At 65.9% G+C, this 13666-nt stretch carries 17 protein-coding genes; 2 read left to right on the top strand and 15 right to left on the bottom strand.

The window, feature by feature from the left end:
- Nucleotide 1: 1 nt before the first annotated feature.
- From CFB40_RS05775 to CFB40_RS05725, 11 genes are all read right to left on the bottom strand, one after another.
- A complete protein-coding gene (locus CFB40_RS05775) occupies nt 2-619 on the bottom strand; it encodes a sigma-E factor negative regulatory protein (protein WP_089424851.1) in 618 nt (205 codons plus the stop codon).
- Nucleotides 620-705: 86 nt separating this feature from the next.
- Nucleotides 706-1305 (bottom strand): RNA polymerase sigma factor RpoE, encoded by a 600-nt coding sequence (rpoE, locus tag CFB40_RS05770; protein ID WP_006490873.1) that lies wholly within the window; start codon nt 1303-1305, stop codon nt 706-708.
- Between the two features lie 91 nt (nt 1306-1396).
- Entirely contained in the window at nt 1397-1861 is a 465-nt protein-coding gene (locus CFB40_RS05765; protein ID WP_089430785.1) for a hypothetical protein, read from the bottom strand.
- 12 nt (nt 1862-1873) lie between these two features.
- Nucleotides 1874-3106: a beta-ketoacyl-ACP synthase II gene (fabF, locus tag CFB40_RS05760; RefSeq protein WP_089424849.1), complete on the bottom strand. Its 1233-nt coding sequence runs from the start codon at nt 3104-3106 to the stop codon at nt 1874-1876.
- A gap of 164 nt (nt 3107-3270) precedes the next feature.
- Nucleotides 3271-3510: an acyl carrier protein gene (gene acpP / locus CFB40_RS05755; protein WP_004197638.1), complete on the bottom strand. Its 240-nt coding sequence runs from the start codon at nt 3508-3510 to the stop codon at nt 3271-3273.
- Between the two features lie 144 nt (nt 3511-3654).
- The gene (gene fabG, locus CFB40_RS05750) at nt 3655-4404 is read right to left on the bottom strand and encodes a 3-oxoacyl-ACP reductase FabG (protein ID WP_006476504.1); all 750 of its coding nucleotides are present in this window, start codon (nt 4402-4404) and stop codon (nt 3655-3657) included.
- 36 nt (nt 4405-4440) lie between these two features.
- The gene (gene fabD / locus CFB40_RS05745; protein ID WP_089430784.1) at nt 4441-5373 is read right to left on the bottom strand and encodes an ACP S-malonyltransferase; all 933 of its coding nucleotides are present in this window, start codon (nt 5371-5373) and stop codon (nt 4441-4443) included.
- Between the two features lie 83 nt (nt 5374-5456).
- Nucleotides 5457-6446 carry a beta-ketoacyl-ACP synthase III gene (locus tag CFB40_RS05740; RefSeq protein ID WP_027788011.1) on the bottom strand — a complete coding sequence of 330 codons (990 nt, stop codon included), beginning with the start codon at nt 6444-6446 and terminating at the stop codon, nt 5457-5459.
- Entirely contained in the window at nt 6447-7553 is a 1107-nt protein-coding gene (plsX, locus tag CFB40_RS05735) for a phosphate acyltransferase PlsX (protein ID WP_089424847.1), read from the bottom strand.
- A gap of 129 nt (nt 7554-7682) precedes the next feature.
- Entirely contained in the window at nt 7683-7862 is a 180-nt protein-coding gene (gene rpmF, locus CFB40_RS05730) for a 50S ribosomal protein L32 (protein ID WP_006051932.1), read from the bottom strand.
- A gap of 98 nt (nt 7863-7960) precedes the next feature.
- Nucleotides 7961-8596, bottom strand: coding sequence for a YceD family protein (locus CFB40_RS05725; protein WP_089430783.1), 636 nt, complete (start codon nt 8594-8596; stop codon nt 7961-7963).
- Nucleotides 8597-8825: 229 nt separating this feature from the next.
- Between CFB40_RS05725 and CFB40_RS05720 the strand changes: the two genes are divergently transcribed.
- Nucleotides 8826-9458 (top strand): Maf-like protein, encoded by a 633-nt coding sequence (locus tag CFB40_RS05720; RefSeq protein WP_089424845.1) that lies wholly within the window; start codon nt 8826-8828, stop codon nt 9456-9458.
- Nucleotides 9455-10177 (top strand): SAM-dependent methyltransferase, encoded by a 723-nt coding sequence (locus CFB40_RS05715; RefSeq protein WP_089424844.1) that lies wholly within the window; start codon nt 9455-9457, stop codon nt 10175-10177. The genes CFB40_RS05720 and CFB40_RS05715 overlap by 4 nt, the downstream gene beginning before the upstream one ends.
- Nucleotides 10178-10234: 57 nt before the next feature.
- On the opposite strand, the gene CFB40_RS05710 is transcribed toward CFB40_RS05715, so the two are convergent.
- Genes CFB40_RS05710 through CFB40_RS05695 form a run of 4 tightly spaced genes read right to left on the bottom strand, consistent with a single transcriptional unit; the run spans nt 10235 to nt 13307 of the window.
- On the bottom strand, nt 10235-11227 hold the full coding sequence (locus tag CFB40_RS05710; RefSeq protein ID WP_089424843.1) for a S49 family peptidase: 993 nt from the start codon (nt 11225-11227) through the stop codon (nt 10235-10237).
- A gap of 12 nt (nt 11228-11239) precedes the next feature.
- Nucleotides 11240-11641 (bottom strand): Rieske (2Fe-2S) protein, encoded by a 402-nt coding sequence (locus tag CFB40_RS05705; RefSeq protein ID WP_089424842.1) that lies wholly within the window; start codon nt 11639-11641, stop codon nt 11240-11242.
- Nucleotides 11638-12297: an HAD-IA family hydrolase gene (locus CFB40_RS05700; protein WP_043181953.1), complete on the bottom strand. Its 660-nt coding sequence runs from the start codon at nt 12295-12297 to the stop codon at nt 11638-11640. Before CFB40_RS05700 ends, CFB40_RS05705 begins: the two co-directional genes overlap by 4 nt.
- Nucleotides 12298-12302: 5 nt before the next feature.
- Entirely contained in the window at nt 12303-13307 is a 1005-nt protein-coding gene (locus CFB40_RS05695; protein WP_089424841.1) for an RluA family pseudouridine synthase, read from the bottom strand.
- Nucleotides 13308-13666: the final 359 nt, after the last annotated feature.

The raw sequence follows: 13666 nt of genomic DNA, 5'->3' as shown, positions 1-13666 counted from the left end.
TTTATTGGCCTGGCGTGGTGGTCACGGCAGCGCGGATCAGCGGCATCGAACCCGTGACGACGGGCTGCTGCGCGAATTGCTGGTGCGCTTCAAGGTATTGGTCGAGGCTGGCGTCGCGAATGATGTTGACGTCCTGCAGGCCCGGCTGGGCCGATGCCTGCGCAACCGTCACGCGCTGCAGGTTGCCGCCTTGCGGCGCACCGGCCGACGCGACCTGGACGGCGCCCGGGGCACCGGCCGTCTGCATTTGCGGGACGACGATCCACGTCAGCGTGGCCGCCGCGGCAGCAACCGCGAACGCGGGCACGACGCGCCGGCGCAGCGACAGCAGCTTGCGCGCGACGGGTGCGGCCGCCGGCGCGAGCAGGTGCGGCTCGCTTTCGAGCGCAGCCGACATGCGCGCGGTGAACGCCACGCTCAGCGCGGGCGACAGCGCGAGCTCGTCCGAGCGCAGCGCATCGCCGATCAGGTGGTAATGGGCCCACGCAGCGCGATCCGCGCGGTTGAGCTCAGCCAGAAACTGCCCGTTGTCCGGGCCCTCGAACATTTCGCCGTCGACCAGCGCGGAAAGGCGCTCGCCGCGCGAGCACGCTTGCGACTGCGTATTGACCGACCCCATGATGCTCCCCATCTTGCACACCCCGTCGTGACTTCACGACTCTAACCGTAACTAGACCCCGACCCGCGTCGCTCCGCCCATCGCGCTTACCAGCGCTTGCCTTCGGGCGTATCGAGCAGCGGACGCAATTTGGCAGCGATTGCCTCGCGTGCGCGGAAGATCCGCGACCGGACCGTCCCGATCGGACAGCCCATCATTTCCGCGATCTCTTCGTAGCTCAGGCCCTCGATCTCGCGCAGCGTAATTGCCTGGCGCAGTTCTTCGGGCAGCAGAGCCATGGCAGCGTTGACCGTCTCGGCAATCTGCTTGCTCATCAACATCGACTCAGGCGTGTTGATATCCCTTAGTTGGTCTGCGTCGGAGAAAGTTTCCGCTTCCTCCGCATCGGCCTCCGTCGAGGTCGGCGCCCGGCGGCCTTGCGTCGCAAGGTAGTTCTTCGCCGTGTTGACGGCAATTCGGTACAACCACGTATAGAACGCCGACTCGCCGCGGAATTGCGGCAGCGCACGATACGCCTTGATGAACGCGTCCTGGGCCACATCCTCGACCTCGGCGGGATCCCGCACGAGGCGCGAAATCAGCCGAATGATCTTGCGGTGGTATTTGGAGACCAGGAGTTCGAACGCTGCCTTGTCGCCCTTCTGTACGCGCTCGACCAGAGCCTGATCGATTTCTTTTTCACTCACCTGACAAATCCGTTAACTAGGGATGCAACGCGGAGCGCTATTGTAGCGTTCCCGCGCCGGCCGCTGGTTACGGTAGGTAACCGTGCCGCCGTCAAACCCGCCCCGCCGCGCCCGCCGTTCTCGCCAGCACGGACAGCGCGCTGAACGATGCGGCGTCGAGCGCATCGGCCGGAATCAGCAGCGGCCGGGCCCGCCGGGCACCCTGCCCGACCGACAGCACCAGCAGCAGGCTGCTCCAGTGCGCATGCCCCGTCACGCGGCCGCGCGCCAGCAGGCGCCCGGTGCGGCCAAACGCCGCGACTTCCCCGAACGCGTCGATCTGCAACTCGGCCGGCAGCCGGCGGGCACAGGCCCGCGCAGCGCACAGGGCCAGCAGCGCGGCCGTCACGGCTGACACGCCTGCGCCGGCGGCCGCGCCCGCGCGCGGCGCCCAGAACAGATAGGCCGACGCGGTAGCCGACGCGACGAACACGGCCAGCACGAAATACGACACGGCCGAGGCCCGCAACGCAAAACGTTGCGGGCGCCCGGCCGGAGCATCGAATGGACTCGTCAAGCGATTACGGCGTCAGACGCGCTTGAACACCAGCGTGCCGTTCGTACCGCCGAAGCCGAAGTTGTTCTTCACGGCAACGTCGATCTTCATGTCACGCGCGGTGTTCGCGCAGTAGTCGAGATCGCACTCCGGGTCCTGGTTGAAGATGTTGATGGTCGGCGGCGACACGTTGTTGTGCAGCGCCAGCACCGTGAACACCGATTCGAGGCCGCCCGCGCCGCCCAGCAGGTGGCCCGTCATCGACTTCGTCGAGTTCACGACGATCTTGTACGCATGCTCGCCGAAGGCCGCCTTCACCGCGTCGGACTCGTTCTTGTCGCCCAGCGGCGTCGACGTGCCGTGCGCGTTCAAGTACTGGACCTCGTCCGCGTTCATGCCGGCGTCGCGCAGTGCCGCGACCATGCAGCGGCGCGGGCCGTCCATGTTCGGCGCGGTCATGTGGTACGCGTCGCCCGTCATGCCGAAGCCCGAGACTTCCGCGTAGATCTTCGCGCCGCGTGCCTTCGCCGCTTCGTACTCCTCGAGCACCATCACGCCGGCACCCTCGCCCAGCACGAAGCCGTCGCGGTCCCTGTCCCACGGGCGGGATGCGCTGGCCGGATCGTCGTTGCGGGTCGACAGCGCACGCGCTGCCGCGAAACCGCCGATGCCGAGCGGCGACACCGTCGATTCGGCGCCGCCCGCAACCATCACGTCGGCGTCGCCGGCCTGGATCAGGCGCGCGGCGAGGCCGATGCTGTGCAGGCCGGTCGTGCAGGCCGTCACGGCCGCGAGGTTCGGGCCCTTCAGGCCGAACATGATGCTCAGGTGACCCGAGATCATGTTGATGATCGAACCCGGCACGAAGAATGGCGAAATCCGGCGCGGGCCGCGATCGACGTAGGTCTGGTGCGTATCTTCGATCATCGGCAGGCCGCCGATGCCGGAACCGACCATCACGCCGATGCGCTCCGCATTGGCTTCGTTCACTTCCAGCCCGCTGTCCTTGATGGCCTGGACGCCGGCGGCGATGCCGTAATGGATGAACGTATCCATGCTCCGGGCTTCCTTCGCCGGGATGTACTCCTCGGCGCTGAAGCCCTTCACTTCGCCCGCAAAATGGCAGGCGAGGTTCGACGCATCGAACTTCGTGACGGTGGCGATACCGGACTTGCCGGCGACGAGATTGGCCCAGCCGTCGGCAACATTATTGCCAACAGGCGAAATCAGCCCCAGGCCTGTAACAACAACACGACGGCGGCTCACGGTAACCTCTTTTCCATTATTGGATGACAAAAACAAAAGCCACAGTGGCCACAGGAACCAGCCCTGCGAGCCCTGTGGCTGTTAGTCCGTCCGGCGCGAAGCCGGCAGGATGGCGCGTCAATCGCGAAGATCGCGGAGACGTGGCGGACAAGCGCGAAAGGCGCTTACGCCTTGACGTTTGCGCGAGCGTAGTCGATCGCTTGCTGAACGGTCGTGATCTTCTCTGCTTCTTCGTCCGGGATTTCCATGCCGAACTCGTCTTCCAGAGCCATCACCAGTTCGACCGTGTCGAGCGAGTCGGCGCCCAGGTCGTTCACGAACGAAGCTTCGTTCTTGATCTCGGCTTCCGCGACGCCCAGTTGTTCAGCGACGATCTTCTTGACACGTTGTTCGATGTTGTCCATTACCCCTCCGAGGGAAAGTTCAGATTTACAAGTGCGCGCATTTTATCAGGTTTGCTGACGCCAAAACGCGCGTTGGCTTGATGGTCGATCAAGCGCCGGTCCGCCTGAAAAACGGGATACGGCGCGGATGGTAAACGAAAATCGTTACGACATGTACATGCCGCCGTTCACGTGCAGCGTCGTACCGGTGATGTAACCGGCTTGCGGCGATGCGAGGAACGCGACGGCATGGGCGATGTCTTCCGGGCTGCCGAGGCGGCCGAGCGGAATCTGGGTCTTGAGCGCGGCCTGCTGTTCTTCCGGCAGCGTCTTCGTCATGTCGGTGTCGATGAAGCCCGGCGCCACGCAGTTCACGGTGATGCCGCGGCTGCCGATTTCACGTGCAAGCGCACGCGTCATGCCCGCCACGCCGGCCTTCGCAGCCGCGTAGTTGACCTGACCCGGGTTGCCGGCCGAGCCGACCACCGACGTGATGTTGATGATGCGGCCGCCACGCGCCTTCATCATCGGGCGCAGCACCGCGCGCGACAGGCGGAACACCGACTTCAGGTTGGTGTCGATCACCGCGTCCCAGTCCTCGTCCTTCATCCGCATCGCGAGCTGGTCCTGCGTGATGCCCGCGTTGTTGACGAGCACGTTCAGCGCGCCGAATTCCTTCACGGTCGCGTCGATCAGCGCCTCGGCGGCTGCCGCGTCGTTGACGTTCAGCACCGCGCCGCGGCCCGTGACGCCCGCTTCCGCGAACGCCGCGGTAATCGCAGCGGCGCCCGATTCGCTCGTCGCCGTGCCGATCACCGTCGCACCCAGGCGCGCGAGCTCGAGCGCGATCGAACGGCCGATGCCGCGCGATGCGCCGGTGACGATCGCAACCTGTTTATCGAGAGTCTTGTCCATGAATCGAATATCCGTCTCTTGAGAAAAGGCGCCGCGTCAGGCGGTCACCAGCTTGAGCGCTTCGTCGAGCGAAGCCGGATCGAATACCGACGCGCCCGCCAGGTTGCCGTCGATGCGCTTCGTCAGGCCGGCGAGCACCTTGCCCGGGCCGCATTCGATCACGTGCGTGACGCCCGTGCCGGCGATGTGCTGCACGCACTCGACCCAGCGCACCGGGCCCGCGGCCTGGCGCACCAGCGCATCCTTGATCGCAGCCGGATCGCTGACCACGGCGACGTCGATGTTGTTGACGACCGGAATTTGCGGCGCCTTGACGTCGACGTTCGCAAGATAGTCGCGCAGTTGGTCCGACGCCGGCTTGAGCAGCGACGAATGGAACGGCGCCGACACCGGCAGCGGCAGTGCGCGCTTCGCGCCCTTCGCCTTCGCGATCTCGCAGGCCTTTTCGACCGCGGCCTTGTTGCCTGCGATAACGACCTGCGCGGGTGCATTGAAGTTCACCGCTTCGACGATGCCCGCTTCCGCGGCTTCGGCGCAGACCGCGCGCACCGTGTCGTCATCGAGGCCCAGGATCGCGGCCATGCCGCCCTGGCCGACCGGCACGGCCGTCTGCATCGCCTGCGCACGGAAGCGCACGAGCGGCACCGCGTCCTTGAATGCGAGCGCGCCGGCAGCGACGAGCGCCGTGTATTCGCCGAGGCTGTGGCCGGCGACGATCGACGGCGCCGGGCCGCCTGCCTGCTGCCACGCGCGATAGCACGCATAGGCTGCGGTCAGCATCACGGGCTGCGTGTTGGTGGTGAGGTTCAGCTCTTCGGCCGGGCCTTCGGCGATCAGCTTGCCGAGATCCTGATTGAGTGCATCGGACGCTTCCTGGAGCGTCTCGCGCACGACGGCCAGATCGGCGAATGCGTTGAGCATGCCGACCGCCTGCGAGCCCTGCCCCGGAAATACGAATGCAAATTTCATATCGTCCCCAATTGAATCGATTCGGACGGTGCGCACGAATGGCGCGCCGATGGGATCCGCGCGCAGCTGTCGCGCGCCGCGGATCAGTAGCGGAAGACCGACGCGCCCCAGGTAAAGCCGCCGCCGACGCCTTCGATCAGCACGTGCTGGCCGCGCTGGATGCGGCCGTCGCGCACCGCGGTATCGAGCGCCAGCGGGATCGACGCGGCCGACGTGTTGCCGTGCTGGTCGACCGTCACGACCATGCGCTCCTGCGGCAGGCCGAGCTTGCGGCAGGTGCTGGTCATGATGCGGATGTTGGCCTGGTGCGGAATCAGCCAGTCGATCTGCTCGGGCGCGAGATTCGCCTTCGCGAGCGCCTCGATCGCGACCTTCTCGAGCACGTTGACCGCGAGCTTGAACACGGCCTGCCCGTCCATGTACAGGAACGCGCTGCCTTCGATCACGCCGCGGTTGACGTTGCCCGGCGTGCAGAGGATGTGCGAATAGCTGCCGTCCGCGTGCAGCGCGCTGCCGAGCACGCCCGGCTCTTCCGACGCGGACAGGATCACCGCGCCCGCGCCGTCGCCGAACAGCACGCAGGTCGTGCGGTCCTTGAAGTCGAGAATGCGCGAGAACGTCTCCGCGCCGACGACGAGCGCCGTGCGGTGCTGGCCGCTGCGGATGAAGCTGTCGGCCGTCGCCATCGCGTACGCGAAGCCCGAGCACACGGCCTGCACGTCGAATGCCGCGCCGCCGTTCTTGATGCCGAGCTTGTTCTGCAGCAGGCACGCGGTGCTCGGGAACACGAAATCGGGGGTCGAAGTCGCGACGATGATCAGGTCGATCGACTGCGGATCGATGCCGGCGGCTTCGATCGCGCGACGCGACGCCTCGAGCGCGAGATCGCTGGTCGTGACGTCGGGTGCGGCGAAATGGCGCGCATGGATACCCGTGCGCGCAACGATCCATTCATCGCTCGTCTCGATGCCTTCCTTCGCAAGGCGATCGGTCAACTGCTGGTTCGTGACGCGGTCAGGCGGCAGGTAGCTGCCCGTGCCGAGCACGCGGGAATAGAGAGTCGATTGGGCCATTTATGCTTTAGAGGATTGCGCAGCGGAAGGGTCGGCGTGATGGCCTGCGGCAGGGCTTGCATGGCCCGCACCGCCCGCGTCGTGCTCGCCTTCGCCGAGCGACACTGAATTATCCGCCATCGCGCGCGCGAGGCGCTCCAGCACGCCGTTTTTGACGGCATCATACCCGCGTTTGATCGCCCACTCAAACGCGTAGGCATCGGCCGAACCGTGGCTCTTGATCACGAGGCTTTTCAGCCCCAGCAGCGCCGCGCCGTTGTACTGGCGGTGGTCGACGCGCTTCTTGAAACGCATCAGGACAGGCAGCGCGAGCAGCGCCATCAGCTTCGACATCAGCGAACGGCCGAACTCCTCGCGGATGATGTCCGACAGCATCTGCGCGAGCCCCTCGGACGTCTTCAGCGCGACGTTGCCGACGAAGCCGTCGCACACGATCACGTCGACCGTGCCCTTGTAGATGTCGTTGCCTTCGACGTTGCCGCGGAAATTGAGCGTGCTGGCACGCAGCAGTTCGCCTGCGCGCTTGATCGTCTCGTTGCCCTTGATCACCTCTTCGCCGATGTTCAGCAGGCCGATCGTCGGACGCTCCTTGCCTTCGAGCGCCGCCACGAGTGCGTGCCCCATTTCCGCGAACTGCAGCAGGTGCTGCGGCTCGCAGTCGACGTTCGCGCCGAGGTCCAGCATCATCGTGTAGCCGGTCGGGTTCGGCAGCGCGAACGCGATCGCGGGCCGCTCGATGCCGGGCAGCGTCTTGAGTACGTAACGGGAAACGGCCATCAGCGCGCCGGTATTGCCGGCGGAGATGCAGGCCTGCGCCGCGCCTTCCTTGACGTGGTTGAGTGCGACGCGCATCGAAGAATCCTTCTTCTTGCGCAGCGCCACTTCGACAGGGTCGTCCATCGCCACGACTTCGGTGGCGGGAACGATGGTCAGCGCGGGATCGTCGAGGGCTTTCAGCTTTTTCAGCTGAGCGCGAATCGCGCTTTCGATGCCGACGAGCATCAGGTGCGCATCGGGATGCGCGCGGACGAACTTGACTGCCGCGGGAACGGTCACGGACGGGCCGTGGTCGCCTCCCATGCAATCGATTGTGAGCTTTACGGTCATGGAATGCGACGAATTTCAGGCACAAAAAAGCGGCAGTTGAATGCCGCCTTTTTGTTGAGCCAGGAAAGTGTCAAGCGAACCAGTTGTCACGCGAACGGCAAGCGTAGCGCGCAACGCGTGACTTGACGCTTAGTCGTTCTTCGTCTTGACGACTTTCTTGCCGCGGTAGTAGCCGTTCGGGCTGACGTGGTGACGCAGATGCACTTCACCCGTGCTCGGCTCGACTGCCAGCGGCGCTGCCGTCAGGAAATCGTGCGAACGATGCATGCCGCGCTTCGACGGCGACTTCTTGTTTTGCTGGACTGCCATGACTAACTCCTAAATAATTTTCCGGATTCTAACACAGCCCGATCCGGCGCTTAACTACCCTGGCCCAAAGCCTTTACGCCTTCCCGCGCCACAACTGCTTAGTGTTTCTTGGTGCCGTCACCGTCCTTCTTCAGCGCTTGCAGCGCTGCGAACGGATTCGGCCGTTTGCCTTCGTCCCCGGCTTCGTCGGACTCTTCGTCCGCCGCTTCCGCGGGACCGCTCGCACCCGACACGAGGCTTTCGTGAACTGCCGGGCAAACCTCGTGCTTGGGCACGAGCGGCAACGAAAGCAGCAATTCCTCTTCGATCAAGTCGACGAGATCGAACTGGCGTGAGCCCACGATCACATCGGCTTCATCGTCGTCGAGCGGAAATTCTTCAGCTTCTTCTTCGGTCGCGACGACCCGGTACGTCATGTCGACGTCGAACGCCTGGTCGTACGGGGTCATGCAGCGCTGGCACGTGAGCCACGCATGGCCGTGCACCGCAAGTCGCAGATACGGCTGCTGCCCGTCGGCGCCGTCGTCCTGCAATTCCTTCTGGGTGAACCCTTCCGCCTGCCATGTGAAGACCGTGTCGCGATCTGGCGCGTCCGCGGGCACTTCGTTTAACATGCGCGGCAGTTGCGAGAGGCGCACCGCACCAGATGCCTGCCGCCCGCTGCGGGCGAACTCGAACAGGTCGATTGCATGCGGATCAAGCGCCGCAGCCGGTTTGCCAGAAGAAGTGTTCATGTGCGCTCCTGCCTACAGGCTGACTTGCGAATCCGGCTTGGTACCGCTCGCGTACGGCTCATCCACGGATGACGTACTTTACTTCCGAAGACCCGGCAGGCGCCACCACACGGAAGCCTGCCGACGAAAAGCGGGAAAGCATACCTGTTTTACCTTTTGCGGTCAATCACTTAAGCTTGCGTCCGCGCAACGCCGCACAACACCTGACGACTCACCGATCCAACCGACCATGCCGGATACCGTTTGCCGCCCGCCGCGGCTGATTCTTGCCTCCAGTTCACGCTACCGCCGCGCGCTCCTCGAGCGCCTCGGCATCCCCTTCGACGTCGTGTCGCCCGACCTCGACGAAACCCCGCACGACGGCGAAACGCCGGCCGCGACCGCCCTGCGGCTCGCCGGCGCGAAAGCGCGCGCCGTCGCCGCGACGATCGACGCGCCCGACGGCGTGCTCGTGATCGGGTCGGATCAGGTCGCGACCTTCGACGGGCTCCAGATCGGCAAGCCCGGCACCCATGAGCGCGCGCTCGCGCAACTCGTGTCGATGCAGGGCCGCGAAGTCGAATTCCACAGCGCGCTATGCCTGTACGACAGCCGGACGGGTGAAGCGCAGGTCGAGGACATCGTCACGCACGTGCGCTTCCGCTCGCTGCCCGAGGCCGAACTCGATGCGTACCTGCGCGCCGAAACGCCGTACGACGTCGCCGGCAGCGCGAAGTCCGAAGGGCTCGGCATCGCGCTGCTCGACGCGATCGACTCGAATGACCCGACCGCGCTCGTCGGCCTGCCGCTGATCGCGCTCACGCGCATGCTGCGCGCCGCCGACTATCCGTTGTTTGCAACCACCCGTGGAGACCGCGCATGACCGCCGGCACGCTTTACCTCGTCCCGAACACGCTCGGCGAAGGCGACGAATCGATGCTCGCGGCCGTCCTGCCCGCGGCCGTGCAGGCGCGCGCCGGCACGCTCGGCTATTACATCGGCGAGAACGCGAAGACGACGCGTGCATTTCTGAAGAAGATCGGCACGACGCGCCCGATCCAGGAAATCGAGATCAGCGAACTGAACGTCAACACGCCGGCCGGCGCCATCGACCGGCTGCTCGCGCCCGTACTGGCCGGTGCGGACGCCGGCCTCGTGTCCGAAGCCGGCTGCCCGGCCGTCGCCGACCCCGGTGCGTTGCTGGTGCGCCGCGCGCACGAGCGCGGCGTGAAGGTGGTGCCGCTCGTCGGGCCGAGTTCGATCCTGCTCGCCCTGATGGCATCGGGCCTGAATGGCCAGAGCTTCGCATTCAACGGCTACCTGCCGGTCGACGCGGCCGCGCGCGCGAAACGCCTGCGCGAACTCGAACAACTGTCACGCAAGGCGCGCCAGACGCAGATCTTCATCGAAACGCCGTACCGGAATCAGGCGATGCTCGACACGCTCGTCGCGACCTGCGCGCCGTCGACGCAGATCTGCGTCGCGGCCGACCTGACCCTCGCGACCGAGACGATCGCGAGTCGTACCGTCGCGGACTGGAAAAAGGCGCCTGCGCCGAATCTGCACAAGCGCCCTGCGATCTTCCTGCTGCTGGCGAACTGAACGCGGCAGGCGCTCCGCCAGGTGAACGGCGGGCCATCGCGGCCCGCCCGCCTCCGGTCAGCGCAGGCTGACCGACGCGCCGCCGGCCGTCAGCGCCTTCATCGCGGCGCCGCCGACGGCCGCACCGAACTTGCGCGCGACGCGGTTCGTCAGGCTTTCCTTCACCGTATAGTCGACAAGATCCGGCGCCTTCAGCACGTCGCGCGCGACCGTGTCGGTCGTGCCGTAACCGTCCGCCAGCCCGAGCTCGACGCTCTTCTCGCCGGTCCAGAACAGTCCCGAGAACATGTCGGGTGTCTCGTGCAGCCGCTTGCCGCGGCCATCCTTCACGGCCTTGATGAACTGCGCGTGCACCTGGTCGAGCAATGCCTGCGCATGCGCGTCCATCTTCGGCGTTTCCGGCGAGAACGGGTCGTAGAAGCCCTTGTTTTCACCCGACGTATGCAGGCGCCGCTCGACGCCGAGCTTGCCCATCAGCCCGGTAAAGCCGAACCCGTCCATCAGCACGCCGATCGACCCGACGATGCTCGCCTTGTCGACGAAGATCTTGTCGGCCGCGGACGCGATGTAATAGCCGCCCGATGCGCACATGTCGGTCACGACGACATACAACGGCTTGTCCGGATGCTTCGCGCGCAGCCGGCGGATCTCGTCGTAGACCATCCCCGCCTGCACCGGGCTGCCGCCCGGGCTGTTGATCCGCAGCACGACACCGGCCGTGCCGTCGTCGTCGAACGCGGCGTCGAGCGCCGTGTTGATGTCCTCGGCATTTGCGTTGACGCCGGCCGCGATCTCGCCGTCGATCGTCACGAGCGCCGTATGCCGCCCGCTCGACGAGAACTTCGAATCGCTCGAGAAATCGATCAGCGCGAACGCGAACAGCACGAATACGGCGAGGAACGCGAAGCGGAAGAAGATCTTCCAGCGCCGCGCCGCGCGCTGCTCCTTGACGGCCGCGAGCGCGATCCGCTCGAGCGCCGCACGCTCCCAGTTCGGTTCACGGCTATCGGAACGGGGGGAGGAATCAGGGGAATTCGGTTGGTCGGCCATGCAGGGTTATCGTTAGTCGGTCGTGGCGGGAACAGCGGGACGCAGGTCGGCGTCGGGCACCCAGAATACCGCACGCCCGTCGGACGTGTCGCGCTCGTCGACCTCGACCGGTCGCAGGCGGCCGCCGCGGCACGGGCCGCCGACGCACTTGCCGGTGTTCGGCTCGTAGATCGCGCCATGCGTCGCGCACATCAGGTAGAGGCCCGACGATTCGAAGAACTGCCCTTCGGCCCAGTCGAGCTCCATCGGCACATGCGCGCAGCGATTCAGGTAGCCGTATGCGTGGCCCTCGTAGCGCACGAAGAACACGACGGCTTGCTCGCCGCGCAGCGTCGCATCGACGCGCACGCCGGCGCCGCCGTCGGCCAGCGCATCCGATGCGCACACGCGCACGGCGTCCGGCGCCGCGCTCATGCGTGCTCCCGCAGCCACGCGGCCAGCGCACCGACGTCCGGCGCGACGAAGCGCGGCGCGAGCGCGGCCAGTGCGTCGGCCGTGTGCGCGCCGTACGCGACGCCGACGCCGGCGGCCCCGGCACTCGCGGCCATCTGCAGGTCGTGGGTCGTGTCGCCGATCATCACGGTGCGCGACAGGTCCTGCCCCAATTCCCGGGACAGTTCGTGCAGCATCGCCGGATGCGGTTTCGAGAAGGTCTCGTCGGCGCAGCGCGTCGCATCGAACAGGCTCGTCAGCTTCGACTGGTCGAGCACGCGGTTCAACCCGACCCGACCCTTGCCGGTTGCAACGGCGAGCAGATAGCCCGTGTCGCGCAACTCGGCCAGCAGCTCGCGCACGCCGGCGAACAACTCGATGCGCTGGTCGTCGAGCAAATAGTGATAGCGGTAGCGCTCGGCGAGCCGCGAATAGTCGGACGGATCGAGGGTCGGAGCCGTAATCTGCAGCGCATCGCGCAAGCCGAGGCCGATCACGTAGCGTGACGCCTCGTCGGACGGCGTGGGCAAGCCGAGATCGCGGCATGCGGCCTGGATGCTGTGCGCGATGTGCGCAGTCGAATCCATCAGCGTGCCGTCCCAGTCGAAGACGATCAGGTCAAATTGCTGTCGAGCCATGCAGTTCAGGCGGTATCGCGCAGTGCGCTGAGTTGATCGAGGAAGCGCCGGCATTCGTCCGGCAGCGGCGCATCGAACTGCAGTGCCTCGCCGGTCAGCGGGTGGGCGAGGCGCAGCCGGTACGCATGCAGGAACATCCGTTTCAACGACGGCTGCGCATTCGCGCGCGCCAGCGCCTTGTTCAGTGCGAAATCGCCGTACTTGGCGTCGCCGGCGATCGGCAGGCCGAGATGCGCGAGGTGCACACGGATCTGATGGGTCCGACCCGTTTTGAGTTCCGCCTCGAGAAGCGCGTACTCGGGCCACAGGTCGACGAGGTTGAACACCGTATGCGACGGCAGCCCGTCGTCCTGCACCCGCACGCGGCGCTCCCCTTCCGGGGTCGAATACTTGAACAGCGGCGCCTTCACCGCGCGGCGACGCCCCCAGTCGGACTGCCATTCACCGTGGACGCACGCGAAGTAGCGCTTGTCCATCCTGTTCTCGCGAATCTGTTCGTGCAGGCCCACCAGCGCCGTACGCTTCTTCGCGAGCATCAGGATCCCGGACGTCTCGCGGTCGAGCCGGTGCACGAGTTCGAGGAATTTCGCGCGCGGGCGCGCCTGGCGCATCTGCTCGATCACGCCGAACGCGACGCCGCTGCCGCCGTGGACCGCCACCCCGGCCGGCTTGTTAATGACGAGCATCGCGTCGTCCTCGAACAGCACGTCGAAGTGCGCGGGCGGCACGATGGTGGCTTCGGCACGCGCGAGGTCGGCGGCGGCCACGCGCACGGGCGGCACGCGGACGATGTCGCCGAACGCGAGCCGGTACTGCGCATCGACCCGACCCTTGTTCACGCGCACTTCGCCGCTGCGCAGGATCCGGTAAATATGGCTTTTCGGCACGCCTTTACAGACGCGCAACAGGAAGTTGTCGATACGCTGACCGGCCGAGTTTTCATCGATCTCGATCATCGATACCTGGCCGCTTGCGACCGAATTCTGGGATATTTTGCCTAACTCGTTCATACTGAATATAATTTTGCCCAGCCTGACGTTGCGGGCGGCCTCACCGGCCGGCCCGGACCAACCGGGCAAGGCGCAAGCGCAAACCGTTATTTTACTTGCGCCGGGGGTCTGCTGCTCGCCCCTAATCAAAGAGATGCAGCAAGTTGCACGCACGGCGCCGCCCGTCGGCAAGGATCGCGCCCACAGGCGGATTCGGTCGGCAAGGCGCCGCGGTAACGGAAAGTTGGTTGAAAAGAATTTGATCGGCAGCCCGACGGCGCGAAGTGCGTCCGCGCAGGCTGCCGGTTGCGAAAATTACGGCGTTGCGCCCGATTTGGCTCCGCGAAGCGTGCGGGGCCTGGCGACGTCAAACCAGGGAA

This window comes from Burkholderia sp. AU31652 (assembly GCF_002223155.1).
Classification (GTDB): Bacteria; Pseudomonadota; Gammaproteobacteria; order Burkholderiales; family Burkholderiaceae; genus Burkholderia.
The sequence above is the reverse complement of the archived record's forward strand: the minus strand, read 5'-3'. Positions and strand labels throughout refer to the sequence as shown.

Excerpts from the sequence above, each read along its gene's own strand:
- rpmF (WP_006051932.1), bottom strand. The coding sequence starts at position 7,862 with ATGGCAGTCCAGCAAAACAAGAAGTCGCCGTCGAAGCGCGGCATGCAT.
- CFB40_RS05705 (WP_089424842.1), bottom strand. The coding sequence starts at position 11,641 with ATGAGCGCGGCGCCGGACGCCGTGCGCGTGTGCGCATCGGATGCGCTG.
- CFB40_RS05710 (WP_089424843.1), bottom strand. The coding sequence starts at position 11,227 with ATGGCCGACCAACCGAATTCCCCTGATTCCTCCCCCCGTTCCGATAGC.
- fabG (WP_006476504.1), bottom strand. The coding sequence starts at position 4,404 with ATGGACAAGACTCTCGATAAACAGGTTGCGATCGTCACCGGCGCATCG.
- CFB40_RS05695 (WP_089424841.1), bottom strand. The coding sequence starts at position 13,307 with ATGAACGAGTTAGGCAAAATATCCCAGAATTCGGTCGCAAGCGGCCAG.
- CFB40_RS05740 (WP_027788011.1), bottom strand. The coding sequence starts at position 6,446 with ATGGCCCAATCGACTCTCTATTCCCGCGTGCTCGGCACGGGCAGCTAC.
- CFB40_RS05700 (WP_043181953.1), bottom strand. The coding sequence starts at position 12,297 with ATGGCTCGACAGCAATTTGACCTGATCGTCTTCGACTGGGACGGCACG.
- CFB40_RS05715 (WP_089424844.1), top strand. The coding sequence starts at position 9,455 with ATGACCGCCGGCACGCTTTACCTCGTCCCGAACACGCTCGGCGAAGGC.
- fabD (WP_089430784.1), bottom strand. The coding sequence starts at position 5,373 with ATGAAATTTGCATTCGTATTTCCGGGGCAGGGCTCGCAGGCGGTCGGC.
- plsX (WP_089424847.1), bottom strand. The coding sequence starts at position 7,553 with ATGACCGTAAAGCTCACAATCGATTGCATGGGAGGCGACCACGGCCCG.
- CFB40_RS05720 (WP_089424845.1), top strand. The coding sequence starts at position 8,826 with ATGCCGGATACCGTTTGCCGCCCGCCGCGGCTGATTCTTGCCTCCAGT.
- CFB40_RS05775 (WP_089424851.1), bottom strand. The coding sequence starts at position 619 with ATGGGGTCGGTCAATACGCAGTCGCAAGCGTGCTCGCGCGGCGAGCGC.
- acpP (WP_004197638.1), bottom strand. The coding sequence starts at position 3,510 with ATGGACAACATCGAACAACGTGTCAAGAAGATCGTCGCTGAACAACTG.
- CFB40_RS05725 (WP_089430783.1), bottom strand. The coding sequence starts at position 8,596 with ATGAACACTTCTTCTGGCAAACCGGCTGCGGCGCTTGATCCGCATGCA.